Source organism: Modestobacter italicus (assembly GCF_000306785.1).
Classification (GTDB): Bacteria; Actinomycetota; Actinomycetes; order Mycobacteriales; family Geodermatophilaceae; genus Modestobacter; species Modestobacter italicus.
In genome coordinates this window covers 1,959,186-1,977,585 of record NC_017955.1, presented here as the reverse complement: position 1 = coordinate 1,977,585, position 18,400 = coordinate 1,959,186, and the positions used below count along the sequence as shown (strand labels likewise).

The following is an 18,400-nucleotide window of genomic DNA, read 5'->3' as shown; positions in this document are numbered from 1 at the left end:
GAGGTCCGATGGCCGTCGATCACCCGTTCCGCCAGCCGTCGTGACGCTCGAGGGCCGGGACGCCGAGCTCGAGGTCCTCACCGCGCTGGTGCGGGGGCTGCCCGAGCGCGGTCAGGCGCTCGTGCTCCTCGGGGAGGCCGGCGCCGGCAAGACCGCGCTGCTGGTCGCGGCCACCCGGACCGGGCCGGCGGAGCTCCTCGTGCTGGCGGCGAGCGGGGTGGAGTTCGAGGCGGACCTCCCCTACGCAGCGCTCAGCCAGCTGGTCCTCCCGCTGGTCGACGCGCTGGGCGCGCTCGGCAGACCCCACCGGCAGGCACTGCGGACGGCGCTCGGGCTCGAGGACGGCCCCTCCCCGACCGCGGGCGCCGTGGCCGGTGCGGCCCTGGCCCTGCTCACCGAGGCCAGCAGGTCCCGGCCGGTGCTGGTCACGGTCGACGACCTGCAGTGGGTGGACCGGCTGAGCGCGGCGGTCCTCGGCTTCGTCGCCCGCCGGGTGGGCCCGCTGCGGATCGGTCTGGTCGCCACGCTGCGCACCGGCACGTCCACCGCCTTCGAGCGCTCGGACCTCACCGAGCTCGAGATCCGGCCGCTCCCCCCGGACGCCGCCACCCGGGTCCTGGCCGCGCGCTTCCCCGGGCTCACCCGTGCCCAGACGGCGCGGTTCGTCCACGAGGCGCGGGGCAACGCCCTGGCGCTGCTCGAGCTGCCCACGGCGCCGTCCGGTGGGACCGGGGACGGCCCGACGTCGGGCTCGGTCAGCCGGCGGGTGCAGCACCTGTTCGCCTCCCGCGTCAGCGGCCTGCCCCCGCGCTCGCGGCAGGTGCTCCTCCTGACGGCCCTGTCGGGCACCGGGCACCTCCAGGTGCTGCACGCCGCCGCCGGGCCACCGGTGCTCGCCGACCTCGCCCCGGCCGAGCGCGCCGACCTGGTCTACGTCGACGACCGGGTGCGCCGGGTCGGCTTCTGCCACCCGCTGGCCGGGGCCGCGGTCGTCGCCCTGTCCACGGCCGAGGAGCGGCACGCCGCCCACCGGGCGCTGGCCGCGGCGGTGGACGGGGACGTGGTCCGCCGGGCCGTGCACCTGGCCGGGGCGAGCATCGAGCCGGACGAGGACGTCGCGACCGCACTCGACGAGGCAGCCGGGCTCCACCTGCGGCGCGGGGACCCGAACGGTGCCGTGGAGGCGCTGGTCCGCGCCGCGCAGCTCAGCCCCTCGCCGCGGGACCGCCGCCGGCGCCTCGCCGAGGCCGCCTACCTGGGTGCCGACGTGACCGGCGACCTCGACGGCGCCCTGGCGCTGCTGGAGCAGGCGCGCTCGGGGGCGGTCGAGCTGCCGCAGTCGTTGGCCGCCGCGCTCGCCGCGTCCTACGTGCTGCTCAACGGCGACTGCGACATCGACGCCGCGCACGGCTTGCTGGCCGGCGCGCTCGCGGCGGTCGGCGGCGACCTCGACGCGACCGACGGCGACCTGGCGGACGTCCTGCACAGCCTCCTGCTCGTGTGCTGGACCGGCGGGCGGGCGGAGCTGTGGCGCAGCTTCGACGCCGCGGTCGCCCGGCTGCGCCCCGGCGCCCCGCCACTGCTGGCGCTGTGCGCCGGCACGTTCGCCGACCCGGCGCACCGCGCCGCACCGCTGCTCTCCGCGCTCGCAGGGGCGATCAGGGAGCTCCACGACGAGCGGGACCCGGTGCTCATCACCCGGGTCGGGCTGGCGAGCGTCTACGTCGACCGGATCGAGGACTGCCGGCCCGCTCTCGACCGCGTCGTCGAGGACGGCCGCTCCGGCGGCGCCGTCGCCCTGGCCATGCACGCGCTGACGACGTTGAGCAACGACGACTGGCACCACGGTCGCTGGGACCGCGTGCTCGCGCAGACGTCCGAGGGCGTCCAGCTGGCGGAGCGGCACGGGTACCACCGCTACTCGTGGATCCTGGGCAGCTACCTGGCGGCCCTGGTGGGGACGGTCCGCGGGGACCTCGAGCGCAGCCGGGTCGCCGCCGACGAGCTGCACGACTGGGCGCAGACCCGGGGCGCGGGCGTCGCCGCCGTCTTCGCCGCACACCTGCGCTGCCTGGCGGCGCTGTCCACCGGCGACGTCGAGGAGGCCTACCAGCAGGCCTGCGCCGTCTCCCCCGCCGGCGACCTGCCGCCGCACGTGCCGCACGCGCTGTGGGTGGCGCTGGACCTGGTCGAGGCCGCCGAGCGCAGCGGTCACCACGCCGCGGCCCGGGCGCACGTCGACGCGCTCCTGGCCCTCGACGTCGCGGGGCTGTCCTCCCGGCTGGCCCTGGTGGTGGGCACGGCGGCCGGCGTGGTGGCGCCCGAGGCGGAGTACCGGGCACTGTTCGAGTCGGCCCTCGCCGGCGACGAGTCGCCCCGGTGGTGCTTCGACCACGCACGCTCGCGGCTGCTCTTCGGTGAGCGGCTGCAGCGGTCCCGGGCGTCGAAGCTGGCCCGGACCCACCTGTCCGCCGCCGCCGAGCTGTTCGCCGACCTCGGCGCCGTCCCGTGGCGGGAGCGCGCCGAGCGGGAGCTCCGCGCCACGGGCGAGCACCACGTCCGGCAGCACCGGGCCGACCCGGGCGCGCTCACGGCGCAGGAGCTGCAGATCGCGATGCTGGCCGCCGAGGGGAAGACCAACAAGGAGATCGGCCGGCTGCTCTACGTCTCGCCGAGGACCGTCGGGGCCCACCTGTACAGCCTGTTCCCGCGGCTCGGCATCACCTCGCGTGCCGCGCTCCGCGACGCCCTCACCGCGATGGGGCACGCCCCTGCGCCACCGCGGTGACGGCGGCCGCGGTCAGCCGGTGAGGGTCGCCAGCGGCTGCCCGATCTCGACGATGTAGGTCGACAGCATCCGACCCGTCCCGGGACCCAGGTCCCGCGCGTTGTGCGGCCTGCGCGGGGGGATGAGGAAGCCGTCGCCGGCGTGCAGGACCACCGTGTCGGCGTCCTGGACCCGCATCTCGACCGTCCCGGCGACGATGTACCCCACCTCCTCGCCGGGGTGGGTGTGCCAGCCGGACTCGACGCCGACCGGGATCTCGGTGAGGACCTGCACGATCTCCCGCCCGGGGATCGAGGAGGGCCCGCGCTGCACCTCGGTGCGCCGCAGCGTGGTGGCGAGCTCGTCGGTCGGGTGCACCGCGGCGGGCGCCGCGTCGGTGGCCATGGCCGTGCCTCCCGGGCCTCAGACGCCCGCGGCGGCCGGCGCTGCCGCGCCCTGGGAGAGGGCGCTCAGCGCCTGCACGATCACGTCGGCGACGACCTGGGGTCGGGCGATGAAGAGCACGTGCGAGCCCTCGGTCTCGGTGATGACGGCGCCGGCCCGCTGCGCCATCCGGCGGACGACGTCGGCGCCCGCGGCGGTGTCGCCGGTGGACACCACCGCCCAGGACGGCAGCGTCTTCCACGCCGGCGGGCCGTTCGGCTCGACGAAGCCCAGCGAGGAGACGGGGCGCTGGGTGGCGGCCATGTCCGCGGCCTGCTCCTCGGTGAGGTCCGCGGCGAAGACCTGGTGGAACCTCGCCGGGTCGATGGAGAACTCGGCCACCGTCTCCCCGCCCTGCCCGGTCGGGTACTGCCGCTCGACGAGCGCGGTGTCCAGCACGCTGTCGGTGGAGCCGGCCTCCACCTCGATGAGCTTCTCGCCCTCGTCCGGGGCGAACGCGGAGACGTACACCAGCCCGACGACGTTGCCCGCCCTCGCGGCGGCGTTGGTGATGATCGCCCCGCCGTAGGAGTGGCCGACGGCCAGCACCGGGCCGGGGAGCTGCGCCAGCGCGCTGGCCACGTAGGCGGAGTCCTCGGCGATGCCGCGCAGCGGGTTGGAGACCGCCACCGCATCGATCCCGGCAGCCCGCAGGAGGTCGATCACCCCCACCCACCCGGAGCTGTCGGCGAAGGCGCCGTGGACCAGCGCGACGGTGGGGGTGGTGGGGGCGACGACGTTCGCGTCGGTCATGACGGGCTCCTCGGGAGCGCTCGGGGACGGTCAGCCGGCCGGGACGGCGCGCCGGTCGGCGGTGGGCCGACGTGCACCGGGTCGCCCGGGTGTCCGTCGCAGGAGACGCTCCTCGCGCGCTCCGGACGGTGCATCGGTCATGTGACTGTCAGCGGTGGAAGGCGCGCAGCGCGGCCAGGGTCTCCGCGGGCCGTTCCTCGACCATGAAGTGACCGCTGTCGATCGCCTGACCGGTGACGTCGTCCGCCCAGTCCCGCCACACCGCCAACGGGTCGTACCACGCGGCGAGCGCGCCGCGGCCGGCCCACAGCACCTGCAACGGGCTGGTGATCCGCCGGCCCGCCGCCCGGTCCTCGTCGTCGAGCTGCCGGTCGCAGGTCGCGCCGGCCCGGTAGTCCTCGCAGATCGCGTGCACGACGCCCGGGTCGCGGACGCACCGCGCGTAGTCGGCCACCGCCTCGGCGTCGAAGCCGCGGAGGATGCCGCCGAACTCGGCGTCGAAGAAGAAGTGCTCGGGGTCGTGGCCGATGATCGTCTCCGGGATCGGCTCCGCCAGCGCCAGGAAGGCCCAGTGCCAGTAGCCGAGGGCGAACCGGTCGTCGGCGCGCGACCACACCTCGCCCGTCGGGATCACGTCCATCACGGTGAGCCGGCGCACCGCGTCGGGTGAGTCCAGCGCCATCCGGTAGGCCGCACGGCCGCCCCGGTCGTGGCCGACGACGTCGAAGCTGTCGAACCCCAGCTGGCGCATCAGCGCCACGCCGTCGGCGGCCATCGCGCGCTTGCCGTACGACTCGTGCGACGGCACGGTCGGCGGCTTCGAGCTGTCGCCGTAGCCGCGCAGGTCCGGGGCGACCACGGTGGCGTCCTGCGCCAGGTCGGCCGCGATCCCGGCCCACATCAGGTGGGTCTCCGGGTAGCCGTGCAGCAGGAGCAGCGGCGGCCCGGAGCCGCCCACCCGCACCCGGAGGGACACCTCGCCCACCGTGACCTGCGAGAGCTCGTACCCGTCGAACCCGCCGCCGGTCACCGGCGGACCGCTCGCGGGAGGCTCCTCGGGTGTGCTGCGGGCATCGGGGCTCCCTCGTCCTGGCGGCAGCGATCGGTGCGATCGTGCCCCGCCGGCCGGGTCGCCGCATCGGTCAGATGACCGGCCCGATGTCGGAGGCCCGCAGCGGTTCAGGACTGCAGGGCCCTGACCACCCTCCGGACGCCGGCGTACACCAGCCAGGCTGCCGCGACCCACGGTCCGGCCACGATCACCGGGTCGAGCAGCTGGTGCTTGAGGTCCGTGCGGTGCTGCCCGACCCGCGACCGCAGTCCGTGGCGGGTGAACTCGGCCTTGACCCCGGTCTCGGTGATCGGGTTGTCCGGGCGCAGGGTCAGGAGCGACCGCAGGTGGTGCTCCCACGCGTCGACCCGGTCGGCGAACAGGAGCAGCAGCCAGTGCGCCGAGCGTCCCTCGCTGTAGCGGTAGGCGTGCCGGCGGATGGCCCCCGGGACGCCGGTCGGCGGCTGGGCGGTGCCGAAGACCGGGGTCAGCATCCCGTGCTCGGGCGAGCGCTCCCGCGGGTACCTCTCCGGTTGCCGCTCGGGGAACTCCCAGTGCGCACCGGTCAGGTCCTCCTGCAACTGCAGTTTCGGCACCGACGGGCGGTCCTTGGGGTCGAGGTCGACGCCCCAGCCCGGGATGCGCCTCCGCAGCTCCTCGGGCGACTCCGCGATCGGCGGCTTCTGCGGGGTGTAGGTCATCTCCGGGTCTCCCTGGTGCTCACGCCGCGGTCGGGACGACGAGGGGCTTGATGATGCCGTCGAGCTTGGCCGAGAACATGTGGTAGCCCTCGGCGATGTGCTCCAGCGGGACGCGGTGGGTGGCCAGCTCGCTGGGCCGGAGGTGGCCGTTGCGCACGTGCTCGAACAGCCGGGGCCACTGCCGCTTGACCGGGCACTGGTTGGTGTGGATCGTCAGCCCCTTGTTCATCGCGTCGCCGAACTTGACGGCGCTGAACAACGGGCCGTAGGCGCCCATCACCGAGATCGTCGCGCCCTTGCGGACCGAGTCGATCGCCCAGTTCAGCGCGACCGGCGAGCCGCCCTGCAGCTTGAGCTTGGCGGAGGTGACGTGCTGGAGGAAGTCGCCGTCGGCCTCGGCGCCCACGCACTCGATGGCCACGTCGGCGCCGAGGAAGTCGGTGGTCTTCTTCATCTCGAGCACGATGTCGGCGTACTCGGTGAAGTTGTACGTCTCGGCCTGGGCGAACGTGCGCGCCTTCTCCAGCCGGTGGTCCAGGTGGTCGATGACGATGACCCGGCCGGCCCCCATCAGCCAGGCCGACCGCGCCGCCACCAGCCCGACGGGCCCGGCGCCGAAGACGACGACGACGTCGCCCTGGACGATGTCGCCCAGCTGCGCCCCGAAGTAGCCGGTCGCCGTCATGTCGGTGAGCAGCACCGCGTCCTCGTCGGCCATCCAGTCCGGGATCTTGGCGGGGCCGACGTCGGCGAAGGGCACCCGCACGTACTCCGCCTGCCCGCCGTCGTAGCCGCCGGTGGTGTGCGAGTAGCCGTAGATGCCGCCCACCGCCGTGGCGTTGGGGTTGACGTTGTGGCAGTTGGAGTAGAGCCCCCGGGCGCAGTACCAGCAGGTGCCGCAGAAGATGTTGAACGGCACCATCACCCGGTCGCCGACGGCCAGGTTGCGCACCGAGGACCCGACCTCGTCGACCACCCCGATGAACTCGTGGCCGAAGGTGTGCCCGATCCGGGTGTCCGGCATCATCCCGTGGTAGAGGTGCAGGTCGGAGCCGCAGATCGCGGCCAGCTGCACCTTCACGATCGCGTCGTTGGGGTGCTCGATCGCCGGCCGTTCCTTCTCCTCGACCCTGACCTTGTAGGGCCCCCGGTACACCATCGCTCGCACGGGATCGCCTCCTGGGGCGCGGGCCCCGGGTGGCAGGAGTGCACCGCGGAGCGCCCGGCCGGCGGCTGCTCACCGGGCCTCTCACCCTGCACCGGCCGAGCTCCCGTGCACATCGGCAGATCTGCCGATCCTCGAGGTGCCCCCCGTCCGGGCCGCGGCGGGGCGCCCGCGCTCGCACATCGGCAGGTCTGCCGATGGTCCGCGCTGGCGGCGTCGGCCAGGTTGGGGGAACCGGACGGGGCAGGACGCGTCCGGCCCGCGCAGCCGTGTCGGGAGCACAGGCACCGGACGAGCCGGATGGAGGAGTCGTGAGCGAGTCAGAGCTGGAGGAGACCGGGACCGGGGAGGCCGCCGAGCGCATCGGTCAGGCGCCGACGACCACGGACGTCACCGACCCGGAACGGTCGTCCCGCAACACCGCTGCGGGGTCGGGTTCGGAACCGGGCGAGGGCCCCGTCCAGCCCGACGCCGACGAGGGCGTGGACCCCTCGGCGAGCATCGAGCCCCACAACGAGGGGCTGGTCTGACCGCGAGGGCGAGCCCCGGGCTCGACGTCCCGCTCACGCGCCTCCCGCAGCCGGCGCACGACCCGCCGGCCTCAGCCCAGGAGGAACCCCGATGCCCCTGACCCGCTTCGTGCACGCCGTGCGGAGCAGCCTCTGGCTGGTCCCCCTGCTGTGCGTCCTGGCCGGCGTGCTGGTCGTCCTGTGCACGCTCTGGCTCGACCGCCGCTCGGGCTACACCCTGGTACCGCTGAGCGTGACGGGGACGCCCAGCGACGCGCAGACGACCCTGTCGGTGTTCGCCACCGCGATGGCCTCGCTGACCAGCCTCGTGCTGACCGTGACGCTGGTGGTGGTGCAGCTGGCGATGGGGCAGTTCTCCCCGCGGATCGTGGGCGCGCTGCTCTCCGACCGGTTCAGCCAGCTGGCGATCGGCCTGTTCGGGGCGACGTTCGTCGTCGCCGTGCTCACCCTCCGGGAGATCCGGGGCTCGGACACCGGCACCGTCCCCGGCGTCTCGATGCTGCTGAGCCACCTGCTGATGGCCGCCAGCCTGGTGACGCTGGTCCTCTTCGTGCACCACTCCGGGCAGACCATGCGAGCCAGCGGTCTGATCGACCTGGTCGGCGACCGGACCCGCGACCTCATCACGTCGTCCTCCTCCGCATCGCCCGGACCGGCGACCGGCCCGGACGCCGACGGGAACGTGGTCCCCGCGCGCGAGCCGGGGAACATCGTCCGGGTCGACCGTGCCGGGCTGGTCGCCGCCGCGCGCCGCGCCGACTGCGTCCTCGAACTGGTCCCCGTCGTCGGCGACTTCGTGCCCGGTGGGGCGCCGCTGTTCCGCGTGCACCCCGGGCCCGGGCAGGCGCAGGACGTCGCCGGCCCGGTGTCGCTGTTGCGGGCCGAGGACATCGCGCGGCTGGTCCTCGTGGGGCCCGAGCGCGTGCACGCGGAGGACCCCTCCTACGGCCTGCGGAAGCTGGTCGACATCGCGGAACGGTCCATCGCCCAGCCGTTCGACGACCCGACGACGACCCTGCAGTCGCTGCACCGGCTGCACGACCTGCTCCGCCAGCTCGCCGTGCGCCCCCTGCCCCCGGGCGAGCACCGGGACCCCGACGGCGTGGTGCGGCTGGTCGAGCGGACGCTGTCCTGGGAGGGCTACGTGCGGCTCGCCTTCGACGAGATCCGGCTGGCCGGCACGACCTCGCCGCAGGTGACCCGCCGGCTGTGCGCGGCCCTGCACGACCTCAAGGGCGTCGCCCCGCCCGACCGGCAGGCGCCGCTCGACCGCCAGCTCCGGCTGCTGACCGCCGCCGTCCACCGGGCGTACGACGACGAGGAGGACGTCACCGCCGCACTGACGCCCGATGCCGAGGGCATCGGGTCCGGAGCCGACGTCACCACCGCCGTGCGGCTGGGCACGAGCGCAGGGGTCCGGCTCGGCGCGCGCGTCCCGGGGTGACGGGCCGGCGCACCGGCCCCGGCCCGGCGCACCCGCGAGATCGGTCGGGCTGCCGATGGGCCGGTACCTCGACGTCGGCACGATGAGGAGGGTCAACGCGCGGATCCGGGAGGCGCGATGGAGGACGGCGACGAGGCGCTGGTGCGCCTGCAGGAGGAGCTGGTCGACGTCGGCACGACGACGGCGGGCCTGGACCAGCGCGCCGAGGCGGTCCTCGAGGCGCTGGGCCGGGTCCTGCCCTTCGACTCGGGGTGGCTCGCGGTCCGCGACCCCGAGCGGCGCCGGCACGTCCCGCTGGCCACCACGGGTCCGGCCGGGCCGCTGCGCCGCTACTTCGCCTCCCCGGGGGCGGACGCCGAGGTCGAGCACCTCGGGCTCGACCGGGCCCGGTGCCCGGTGCTGGCCAGTGAGCTGCCGGTGCCCCTCCCCGAGGTCCGCGCCTGGGGCGAGCACCTGCTGCCGGCCGGGTTCCGCGGCGGCGTCGCCGCCCCGCTGTTCGCCTCGACCGGCCGGCACGTGGGGTTCCTGAGCCTCCTCACCGAGGACCCCACGCGGCCCAGCCCGGCCGACCGGCGGGTCCTCGCCGCCGTCACCGGGGTCATCGCCGACGACCTGGACCGGACGCGGGAGATCGCCACGATCGCCGGGCTCGTCGGGACCGCCACGGCGGGCGTGGTGCTCACCCGCGGCGGGGACACCGTCCCCCTGCCCGGGCTGCCGGACGACCGCCTGCTGGCCGCCGGCTCACCGGTCCTGGCGGTGGCCGGCCACGAGCTGTCCGCCGGTGGCCGCTCCACCGCCTTCCTCGCGCCGGTGGCCGACCCGGACGGAGGAGGGCTGGCCCGGGTCACCGCACTGGACTGCGCCCTGCCCGAGCTCGACCACCTGTCGGCCGCCGTGCTGCTGTCCGCCCCCGGGGACCTGCGCGGTCTCACCCCGCTCGACCTCCGGCTGCTGGGGCACCTGGCGGCGGGCACCACGGAGGTCGCCGCGCTCGCCGCGGCCCTCGGACTCGAGCGGCACACCACGACCGAGGCCCTCCGCCGGGCCGAGGTCGCCCTCGACGCCCCCGGTGTCACCGCCGCCGCCACGCGGGCGCTGCGCACCGGGCTGCGCATCCCCCCGGCGCTGAGCTGCCCGGCACGGACCGGGCGCCGGTAGCGCCCGGGCGCCTACCCCTGCTGCCCCAGGTTGGTGACGAGGTTGACGGCCACCGCGATGACCACGGTCCCGAACAGGAAGGACAGCAGCGCGTGCCCGAGGGCGACCTTGCGGATCGAGGTGTCCACGAGCTGGGTGTCCGGCACCGCGAAGCTCATCCCGACGGTGAACGCGACGTAGGCGAAGTCGCTGTAGGCGGGCGGTTCCTCCTGGCCGAAGTCGATCCCACCGTCGCCCCCCGAGTAGTACCGGCGGGCGTACTTGAGGGCGAACACCGTGTTGACCAGCGCCCACGACAGGATCACCACCAGGACGCCGAGCACCACGGTGGCGACGCCGACGGCGTCCTGCGCGCTGGACCGGACGAGCGCCTCGGCGACGGCGGCCAGGCTGACCACCGCCGCGCCCAGCACGGCTGCATCCGTGACGTGGGTCCGCCCCTCCTCCTCGGCCAGCCGCTTGGTCGCCTCCCAGTCGCGCGGCCAGCTGATCCGCCACACCCAGGTCAGCAGGCCGCCGGCCGCGACCGTCCAGCCGACGAGCACCGAGACCTCGGGGACACCGGCGACGACGGGCACCCCGGCCGCGAGGACGCCGCCGACCAGGCAGACGAGCAGGCGGCGCCACGACAGGATCGTCGGGCGCCGGCCCGCCTCCACCGCCGTCCCGGCCGGGGCCACGCTCACCCGGGAGCCCCGCAGCGCCACGGCGCCGGGCCGGCCCGGCGCCGTCGGTGCCTCACGTGCCGGGACGGAACACGGCACGCACGCACCCGTCCTCCTTCTCCTTGAACATCCGGTAGCCCTTGGGCCCGTCGTCGAGCGGCATGACGTGGGTGGCGAGGTGCTCGGTGCGCACCTCGTCCCGGCTCATCAGGTCGAGGATCTCCGGGACGTAGCGGTGCCCGTGCTGCTGGGCGCCGCGCAGGGTGAGCGCCTTGTTCATCACCGCCCCCATCGGGAACTTGTCGATCAGGCCGCCGAACACCCCGAGGGCGAACACCGTGCCGCCCTTGCGGCAGGCGTAGATGGCCTCCCGGAGGGCGGTCGGCCGGTCCGACTGCAGCCGCAGCTGCTGCTTGACCTGGTCGTAGAGGTACTGCGGGCCGGAGCTGTGCGCCTCCATGCCCACCGCCTCGATGCACACGTCCGGTCCGCGCCCGCCGGACATCTCCCGCAGCTCGGCGGGGACGTCCACCTCCTCGTAGTCCAGGGTCTCCGCCCCGATGTGCTGCCGCACCTGCTGCAGCCGGTTGTCGTACCGGTCGATGACGACGACCCGCTCGGCGCCCATGAGCATCGCCTTGCGCGCGGCCATCTGCCCGACACCGCCGGCGCCCCACACCGCGACGACGTCACCGGCCTTCACCTCCGCCTGGTGCGCCCCGGTCCAGCCGGTGGGAGCCGCGTCGGAGGCGAACAGCGCACGCTCGTCGGAGACGCCGTCGGGGATGGTGAACGCCCCCTGGTCGGCGTAGGGCACGCGCATGTAGGGGGCGTGGCTGCCGGCGTAGCCGCCCAGCGCGTGGGAGTACCCGTAGCAACCGCCGATCCCCTGACCCCACAGCGCCTCGGTGATCCCCGGGTTGGGGTTGCCGTTGTCGCACAGGGAGTACAGCTCGTTCTTGCAGTACCAGCACTGCCCGCAGCTGGTGAAGGAGACCACCACGACCCGGTCGCCCACCCGGTGCTTCGTGACGTTCTTGCCGACCTCGGCCACCCTGCCCATGAACTCGTGGCCGAGCACGTCACCGGCGCGCATCGCGGGGATGTAGCCGCCGAGCAGGTGCAGGTCCGAGCCGCAGGTCACCGACAGGCCGACCTCGAGGATGATGTCGTGGTCGTTGAGGATCTTCGGCTCCGGGACGTCCTCCACCCCGACCTCGTTGACGCCCCGCCAGGTCACCGCCTTCACAGCACTCCCCCCTCGGGCGCCCGCTTCGTGGCCGCCTCCAGCGCCGCGCCGGCCGGCGTGGCGTTCCGCTTGCCGTGCGGGGCCGGGTCGACCGCCAGCACCTCGCCCACCTCGATCAGCTGCTTGGCCTCGCGCAGCGCGGACCGCAGGTCGGCCTGCGGATCGCTGCCGGTCAGCCGCGCCGGGGCGGATGCGCTCCCCGAGGAGCGCTGGACCAGCCGCGCGGCCAGCTCGGTGCCCTTGCCGCCCGGCGCCGGACGGACCCGTGTCTCGATGCGGTCGCCGTACGCGGCCAGCGGCGCCGGCAGCGAGCGGGGGTCGATCTCCGTCGGCTCGCGGTAGACGCTCACCACCAGCCAGCCGGACGCCGGGGCCTTCACCGGACCTGCGCCGTTCCCGTGCTCGAAGACCGAGCGGACCTGGCGGACGACCGTGCCGCCCGCCCGGGCGGCCAGCGAGGCCACGCTCCCCAGCGCGCTGGTCACGAGCCACCGCCCACGCCGGCGGTCTGCGGGGTGCGGGCGAACTCCTGCACGATCCGCGCGCAGAAGGCCGGCAGGTCCTCGGGTGACCGGCTGGTGGTGATGTTGCCGTCGGTGACGACCTCCTCGTCGACCACCTCCGCCCCGGCGTTGCGCAGGTCGGTGCGCACGCTCGGCCACGACGTCAGCCGGCGGCCGCGGGCGACGTCGGCCTCGACGAAGTTCCAGGGGCCGTGGCAGATCGACGCGACCGGTTTCCCCGACTGCACGAAGTCCCGGACGAACGCCACGGCGGCCGGCTCCATCCGCAGCTTGTCCGGGTTGACCGTGCCGCCGGGCAGGAGCAGCGCGTCGTAGTCGTCGACCGATGCCGCCCCGACGAGCCGGTCCACCCCGAAGGTGCCGGCGTCCTCGAGGTCGTGGTCGCGGGCCTGGATCTCCCCGCTCGTGATCGACACGACATCGGTGCGGGCGCCGGCGTCGTCCAGCGCCCGGCGCGGCTGCTCCAGCTCCACCCGCTCCACGCCGTCGGCCGCGAGGATCGCGACCCGCCGTCCGTTCAGTTCGCCGGCCATGTCAGCTCCCCGCCATCGCCGGGTGGAGGACGACCTTGGTCCAGCCCTCGTCCCGCTTGTCGAAGTGCTCGTAGGCCTCCGGCGCCCGCTCGAGGGGCAGCTCGTGGCTCACGATGAACGACGGCTCGGCCTTGCCCGCGGCGATGAGGTCGCGCAGCTGCCGGTTGTACTTCTTGACCGGGGCCTGGCCGCTGCCGATGTGCTGGCCCTTGAACCAGAACATGCCGTAGTCGAAGGCGAGCTTGCCCTGCTTCGCCAGCTCGTCGCTGGCCCCGGGGTCCTGGGGCACGAAGACGCCGACGTTGCCGATCTTCCCGGTGAAGCGCACCGAGGCGACCAGCCGGTTCATCGTCAGGTTGGCCTGCTCCTGCCCGTCGGGCTCGTGCGCCTGGTAGCCGACGCACTCGCAGCCGTTGTCCGCGCCGAGCCCCATCGTCTGGTCGAGGACGGCCTGCACCGGGTCGACCTTCGAGTCGTCGATCGCGATCGCGCCGATCGACTCGGCCAGCCGCAGCCGGTCGGGGTGCCGGTCGACGACCATCACCTTGCTGGCCCCGCGGATGGTCGCCGACAGCGCGGCCATCAGCCCCACCGGACCGGCGCCGTAGATGACCGTCTGGTCGCCCGGCTTGACGCCGGCCAGCTCGGTGGCGTGGTAGCCGGTCGGGAAGATGTCGGCGAGCATCACGTAGTCGGTCTGGCGCTGCTCGGCGTCCTCACCCAGCCGCAGGCAGTTGAAGTCACCCCAGGGCACGCGCAGCAGCTCGGCCTGGCCCCCGCCGTACGGACCCATGTCGGCGAAGCCGTACGCGGCGCCGGCCCACTCCTTCTTCGGCTGCGCGGTCAGGCAGTAGTTCGTGAGCTGCTGCTCGCAGTTCTTGCAGTGCCCGCAGGCGATGTTGAACGGCAGGACGACGTACTCCCCCACCTGCACCTTGTCGACCCCGTCCCCGACCTCGATCACCTGGCCCAGGTTCTCGTGCCCGAACCAGCGGCCGGGCTCGAAGTCGGTCCGGCCCTCGTACATGTGCAGGTCCGAGCCGCAGATGTTCGCCGAGGTGATCCGCACCAGCACGTCGGTCGGCCGCTCGATCCGTGCGTCCGGTACGTCCTTGACGCTGACCTGGCGCGGCCCCTCGTACACGACTGCCTTCATGCTGCCTCCCTGGTCACGGGTCTGCCCCACGGCCCGTGCTCGGGCTGGGAGCCTGATTGCACCCGCGGGGCGCGGACGCCGGTATCGGCAGACATGCCGATACGACGTGGGCGGACGGTGCAGGCAGGTGCCGGGACCAGCCCTCGTCGTGGGAACAGGACCGTCAGGTGCGCGGCGCCAGCTCGTAGACGGGTCCCAGGTCGGTCGCGCCGGTGTCAGGCACCTCGTGCAGCACCTTCGGCTCGGTGTGCAGCAGCCGGTGCACGGCGGACCGGGTGCGCTCCAGGTCCAGGCCGGTGCGGCGGGCGAGGTCCTGCAGGTGCGGCGCGGCGGCGTCGTCCTCCAGCTCGGCCACGGCCCGGTACACCGTGGCGTCGTCCCCGCTGAGGTCCTCCACCCGCATGACGTCCTCCTCACGTCCGGGCACCACCGGTGCGCGGCACCGGGGGCCGATGGTCCTCCGGCGGACGTGCCGCCGACATCGGCAGGTCTCCGGATGGACGCCGTCGCGCCGGCTGCGGCAGCGTCGGACCGGACCGGCGCACAGAAGGAGGGGACCGTGCAGTACGACGAGTTCATCACCTCGGTCGGGGCCCGCGGGGTGCCCCGCGAGGAGGCCGACACGCTCACCCACGCCACGCTGCGGGTGCTGGCCGAGCGGCTCACCGGTGGGGAGGCCCACGACCTCAGGGCGCAGCTGCCCGGAGAGCTGCAGGCCGACCTCATCCCGCCGACGCCGGAGGCGGAACCCTTCGGCCCGGCGGAGTTCGCGCAGCGGGTCGCCCGCCAGGCGAAGACCGAGGAGGCCGACGCCCGGCAGGGCATGGTCGCCGTCCTGGCCACGACGCAGGACGCCGTCGAGCCGGGCGAGTTCGACGACGTGCTCGCCCAGCTGGGCCGGGAGTACGCGGAGCTGATCGGGTCCGCACGGTAGCCGGAGCGGGCGGCCGGGGGCGTGCCATCGGCGCGGTCGATGCCGACCAGCGGGACCGCGTGATGGTCGGGGAGCCCGAGCTGCCCGAGCCTGGTACCGGACACCGGGAGGGGGTTCGGTGGGTGCACACGTGACGTGGGAGACCTGTCCCGGCTGCGGGCGGCCGGCCGCCCTCGGCTGGCTCGACGGTGATCCCGTCCAGTTCGACTGCCCCCGGGGCTGCCGGCTGCCCCCGGACCTCATCTCCGCGATGTTCGGACGACGGCGTCCCGTGCGCCGGTCCGTGCGGTAGGTCCCGCACCCGGCCGCGCGGCGGTCGTCAGGGGTGACCGCGGTCCCGGAGGAGCGGCAGCACCACGTCGTCCACCACGTCGGCGACGAGGGCCTCGTCGATGTGCGCGCCGTGCAGCAGCCACCGCTGGACGAGGATCGCCGCGCCGGCCTCGCCGGCGACGGACGACGCGGCATCCGGGCAGATCTCGCCGCGCCGCACCGCCCGGTCGAAGACCTGCCGGAAGGCGTCGCCCCACTGGGCCACCGGTCCGGCGTGGTAGGCCGCCGCCAGCACCGGGTCGTCGTGCACCGCGCTGAGCAGGGCCCGGTTGGCGCGCCCGGCCGGACCGTTGAAGTGGGCGGCGGCCGAGCCGAGCAGCGCGACCAGGTCGGTCCGCAGTGAACCGGTGTCCGCCAGGTCCAGGGTGCCCTCGATGGACCCCTCGGTGTAGCTCACCAGCAGGTCGGTCTTGCTGGACCACCGCCGGTAGATGGCGGCCTTGCCCACGCCTGCGGCGAGGGCCACCTCGTCCATGGTGAAGCCGCTGTGGCCCAGCCGGGCGAGCACGTCGACGACGGCCGCGGTGATCGCCTGGTCCTTGGCGCGGTCCAGCGGGCGGCGGCCGGGCCCGCCCGCCCGGCCGCGCACGGGTGACGCCATGACCCGACTGTAGGTCCGGGGGTCGGACACGGAACCCGCCAGTTCCGTTCCGGTTGCCTACCGTCCGCCGTGCCCCACGCCTGCCGGACACCTCCCCCGGGCGCCACCGGACGTCGATGAGGACGGATGAGGACGCTGCCGAGGACCTGCCCCTGCCACCGGGTCGGGCTGCCGTGGAGCTGAGGCAGCTCGAGTACTTCCTGGCCGTCGTCGAGGAGGGGTCGTTCACCGCCGCGGCGGCCCGCCTGTACATGGTCCAGTCGAGCCTCTCGGCGTCGCTGCTGTCCCTGGAGCGCGAGCTCGGCACCGAGCTCTTCATCCGCGGCCGCCGGGGCACCGACCTGACCGACGCCGGACGGGCCCTCCTCGAACCCGCGCGCGCCGCCCTCGCCGACACCGGACGTGCCCGCGACGCCGTCGCCGAGGTCCGGGGCCTGCTGCGCGGCTCGGTCCGCATCGCCGCCATGGCCGTCCCCCGCGTCGTCGACGTCGTGGAGACCATCCGCCGGTTCCAGTCGGAGCACCCGGGCGTCGACGTGCACGTCCTCCCCGTCGGCGCGGCGGGGGTGGTGGACCTCGTGGCCGACGGCCAGGTGGACTTCGCCATCGGGCCACGGACGCCGCGCATCGGGCCCGCTCTCCGCTTCACCCCGCTGGTCAGCACCCCGCTGACGCTCGTGTGCCCCGCCGGCCACCGGCTCGCCGGGGTGCGGGAGCTGACCCCGGCGGACGTCCTGGCGGAACCGGTCATCGACCTGGCCCGCGGCTGGTGGACGCGGGCCCTGTTCGACACCTGGCTGCAGGAGGAGCAGCAGCGCCGGGTCCGCCTCGAGATCAACGACTGGCTGTCGTTGCTGAGCATGGTCCAGCGCGGCATGGGCGTCTCCTACGGGCCCGACGCCTGCATCGACCGCGACGTGTTCCGCGGGGTGGCGACGGCCAGGCTCGCCGGCGCCCCGCAGTGGGAGCTCGGGGTGATCACCCGGGACGACACCCTCCGCGGCGCCGCGGGTCGCGCCTTCCTCGCCGCCTACCTCGACCAGTGCCGGCCGGTCACGAGCGTGCGCTGAGCAACCCCGCAGCACCCCGCCGCAGCCGCGCCGGACCGTCCCAGTCGCGCCACCGGCGCCAGTCGCGCTCGTCGGTGCTCGGTGGGTCGAGGAGGTACCCCTGCCCGGCATCGACCCCGAGGCCCAGCACGACCGCCAGCTCCGCGGGCCGCTCGATCCCCTCGGCCACGACGACGCCGCGCACCTCACGGGCGAACGCCACGACGGCCCCCGCGAGGGCCTGCCGGGCCGGGTCGCCGTCGATGCCGCTGATCAGGCTGCTGTCGAGCTTGATGACGTCCGGGGCGAGCCGGAGGATGTGCCGGAACGTCGCGTAGCCGGCGCCGGCGTCGTCCACCGCGAGGCGCAGCCCGCTGTCCCGCAGCGGCTGCAGGACAGCGGCGAGCCCGTCGTAGTCCTCCACGGCGGAGTGCTCGGTGAGCTCCACGACGATCCGGGCGAGCGGGACGGGTGCCTCCCGCAGCACGTCGGGGAGACCGGGCCACAGCAGCGTCTCCGGGGAGAGGTTCACGGCCACGTACGCGTCCTCGGGCAGCGCCGTGGCCGCCCGCAGGGCGCGCCGGACGGCGTGCACCTCCAGGTCGATCCCCAGCCCGGCCCGCGCCGCGTCGGCGAACCAGTCCTGGGTGGTGCGCTCGTCGTCGGGCACGGTGAACCGGGCCAGCGCCTCGGCCCCGAGCAGGCGTCCGTCGACCAGCGAGACGATCGGCTGGAACGCCGTCCGCACCGCGTCGCCGGCGAGCACCTGGAGCACCGCGGCGGACGTCGCGGTGGTCTCGGGAGGTGGGCCGTCCCAGTCCCGGTGGGACGCGCCGAGCAGCCCGCTGAACCGCCCCAGGCCGTCGACCTGCGGCACAGCCGTGCTGCGCAGCCACACCGGCGTCCCGTCCCGGGTGACGCAGCGGAACGGACGGCGCCGCCAGCCGGAGCCGCTGGCCAGCAGGTCGGCCAGCAGCGCGTGCTCGTCGGGGTGCGCGACGTCGAAGAGCGAGAGCGCCCCCCGCTCCTGCGGGGCGTACCCGAGCAGCTCCAGGCACTGCGGGCTGGCGTGCGTGAACCGGCCGGTCGCGTCGCACTCCCAGACGACCTCCTCGCCGACCTCGTCGCGCGCGGTCGAGCGCCCGCCCGGAGCGGCACCGGACCGGGCGGACCGGCCGATCGCCCACGCCGCGGCGCCGATCGCGATCAGCGCCGCGTCGCGAGCCGCCGCCACGTGCCCGCCCACGAGGCCCAGGTGGTCCCCGGCGTAGACCAGCGAGCACGCGGCACCGACCGCGAGGCCCAGGACACCGCCACGGGTGAGGTGCTGGTCGCGCACG

At 74.8% G+C, this 18,400-nt stretch carries 19 protein-coding genes; 6 read left to right on the top strand and 13 right to left on the bottom strand.

Going from position 1 to position 18,400, the window contains the following annotated elements:
* Window positions 1-40 precede the first annotated feature (40 nt).
* Window positions 41-2,788, top strand: a complete 2,748-nt coding sequence (locus tag MODMU_RS09700) for an AAA family ATPase (RefSeq protein ID WP_014740050.1) — start codon at window positions 41-43, stop codon at window positions 2,786-2,788.
* 12 nt (window positions 2,789-2,800) lie between these two features.
* On the opposite strand, the gene MODMU_RS09695 is transcribed toward MODMU_RS09700, so the two are convergent.
* The 5 genes from MODMU_RS09695 to MODMU_RS09675 all read right to left on the bottom strand — a co-directional run bounded on the left by MODMU_RS09695 (window position 2,801) and on the right by MODMU_RS09675 (window position 6,875).
* Window positions 2,801-3,172, bottom strand: a complete 372-nt coding sequence (locus MODMU_RS09695) for a cupin domain-containing protein (protein ID WP_014740049.1) — start codon at window positions 3,170-3,172, stop codon at window positions 2,801-2,803.
* An 18-nt stretch (window positions 3,173-3,190) separates the two neighbouring features.
* A complete protein-coding gene (locus MODMU_RS09690) occupies window positions 3,191-3,964 on the bottom strand; it encodes an alpha/beta fold hydrolase (RefSeq protein WP_014740048.1) in 774 nt (257 codons plus the stop codon).
* A 148-nt stretch (window positions 3,965-4,112) separates the two neighbouring features.
* Window positions 4,113-4,994: an alpha/beta fold hydrolase gene (locus tag MODMU_RS09685; RefSeq protein WP_014740047.1), complete on the bottom strand. Its 882-nt coding sequence runs from the start codon at window positions 4,992-4,994 to the stop codon at window positions 4,113-4,115.
* 149 nt (window positions 4,995-5,143) lie between these two features.
* Window positions 5,144-5,716 carry a hypothetical protein gene (locus tag MODMU_RS09680; RefSeq protein WP_014740046.1) on the bottom strand — a complete coding sequence of 191 codons (573 nt, stop codon included), beginning with the start codon at window positions 5,714-5,716 and terminating at the stop codon, window positions 5,144-5,146.
* 19 nt (window positions 5,717-5,735) lie between these two features.
* Entirely contained in the window at window positions 5,736-6,875 is a 1,140-nt protein-coding gene (locus MODMU_RS09675) for a zinc-dependent alcohol dehydrogenase (RefSeq protein ID WP_014740045.1), read from the bottom strand.
* A 317-nt stretch (window positions 6,876-7,192) separates the two neighbouring features.
* Here MODMU_RS09675 and MODMU_RS09670 point away from each other — a divergent pair, with 317 nt between their 5' ends.
* The 3 genes from MODMU_RS09670 (at window position 7,193) to MODMU_RS09660 (ending at window position 10,016) form a co-directional block, all read left to right on the top strand.
* Entirely contained in the window at window positions 7,193-7,411 is a 219-nt protein-coding gene (locus MODMU_RS09670; RefSeq protein WP_014740044.1) for a hypothetical protein, read from the top strand.
* Window positions 7,412-7,502: 91 nt separating this feature from the next.
* Window positions 7,503-8,855 (top strand): DUF2254 domain-containing protein, encoded by a 1,353-nt coding sequence (locus MODMU_RS09665; RefSeq protein ID WP_014740043.1) that lies wholly within the window; start codon window positions 7,503-7,505, stop codon window positions 8,853-8,855.
* Window positions 8,856-8,972: 117 nt separating this feature from the next.
* A complete protein-coding gene (locus tag MODMU_RS09660) occupies window positions 8,973-10,016 on the top strand; it encodes a GAF domain-containing protein (RefSeq protein WP_014740042.1) in 1,044 nt (347 codons plus the stop codon).
* A gap of 11 nt (window positions 10,017-10,027) precedes the next feature.
* Here MODMU_RS09660 and MODMU_RS09655 read toward each other — a convergent pair whose 3' ends face one another.
* From MODMU_RS09655 to MODMU_RS09630, 6 genes are all read right to left on the bottom strand, one after another.
* Entirely contained in the window at window positions 10,028-10,780 is a 753-nt protein-coding gene (locus MODMU_RS09655) for a DUF1345 domain-containing protein (protein WP_197537402.1), read from the bottom strand.
* Window positions 10,755-11,930 carry a zinc-dependent alcohol dehydrogenase gene (locus MODMU_RS09650; RefSeq protein ID WP_041795144.1) on the bottom strand — a complete coding sequence of 392 codons (1,176 nt, stop codon included), beginning with the start codon at window positions 11,928-11,930 and terminating at the stop codon, window positions 10,755-10,757. The genes MODMU_RS09655 and MODMU_RS09650 overlap by 26 nt, the downstream gene beginning before the upstream one ends.
* Window positions 11,927-12,415 carry a hypothetical protein gene (locus tag MODMU_RS09645; protein ID WP_014740039.1) on the bottom strand — a complete coding sequence of 163 codons (489 nt, stop codon included), beginning with the start codon at window positions 12,413-12,415 and terminating at the stop codon, window positions 11,927-11,929. Before MODMU_RS09645 ends, MODMU_RS09650 begins: the two co-directional genes overlap by 4 nt.
* Entirely contained in the window at window positions 12,412-12,987 is a 576-nt protein-coding gene (locus tag MODMU_RS09640) for a type 1 glutamine amidotransferase domain-containing protein (protein ID WP_014740038.1), read from the bottom strand. The genes MODMU_RS09645 and MODMU_RS09640 overlap by 4 nt, the downstream gene beginning before the upstream one ends.
* Window position 12,988: 1 nt before the next feature.
* Window positions 12,989-14,143 carry a glutathione-independent formaldehyde dehydrogenase gene (locus MODMU_RS09635; RefSeq protein WP_014740037.1) on the bottom strand — a complete coding sequence of 385 codons (1,155 nt, stop codon included), beginning with the start codon at window positions 14,141-14,143 and terminating at the stop codon, window positions 12,989-12,991.
* A 163-nt stretch (window positions 14,144-14,306) separates the two neighbouring features.
* Window positions 14,307-14,546, bottom strand: a complete 240-nt coding sequence (locus MODMU_RS09630; RefSeq protein WP_014740036.1) for a hypothetical protein — start codon at window positions 14,544-14,546, stop codon at window positions 14,307-14,309.
* 156 nt (window positions 14,547-14,702) lie between these two features.
* Here MODMU_RS09630 and MODMU_RS09625 point away from each other — a divergent pair, with 156 nt between their 5' ends.
* Window positions 14,703-15,077, top strand: a complete 375-nt coding sequence (locus tag MODMU_RS09625; protein ID WP_014740035.1) for a DUF2267 domain-containing protein — start codon at window positions 14,703-14,705, stop codon at window positions 15,075-15,077.
* Window positions 15,078-15,396: 319 nt separating this feature from the next.
* On the opposite strand, the gene MODMU_RS09620 is transcribed toward MODMU_RS09625, so the two are convergent.
* Window positions 15,397-16,011 carry a TetR/AcrR family transcriptional regulator gene (locus MODMU_RS09620; protein WP_014740033.1) on the bottom strand — a complete coding sequence of 205 codons (615 nt, stop codon included), beginning with the start codon at window positions 16,009-16,011 and terminating at the stop codon, window positions 15,397-15,399.
* A gap of 173 nt (window positions 16,012-16,184) precedes the next feature.
* On the opposite strand from MODMU_RS09620, the gene MODMU_RS09615 reads away from it, so the two are divergent.
* Window positions 16,185-17,081, top strand: a complete 897-nt coding sequence (locus MODMU_RS09615) for a LysR family transcriptional regulator (RefSeq protein WP_014740032.1) — start codon at window positions 16,185-16,187, stop codon at window positions 17,079-17,081.
* Here MODMU_RS09615 and MODMU_RS26905 read toward each other — a convergent pair.
* Window positions 17,065-18,399, bottom strand: coding sequence for a sensor domain-containing phosphodiesterase (locus MODMU_RS26905; protein ID WP_014740031.1), 1,335 nt, complete (start codon window positions 18,397-18,399; stop codon window positions 17,065-17,067). The two genes, MODMU_RS09615 and MODMU_RS26905, sit on opposite strands and share 17 nt — an antisense overlap.
* Between the last annotated feature and the right edge of the window lies 1 nt (window position 18,400).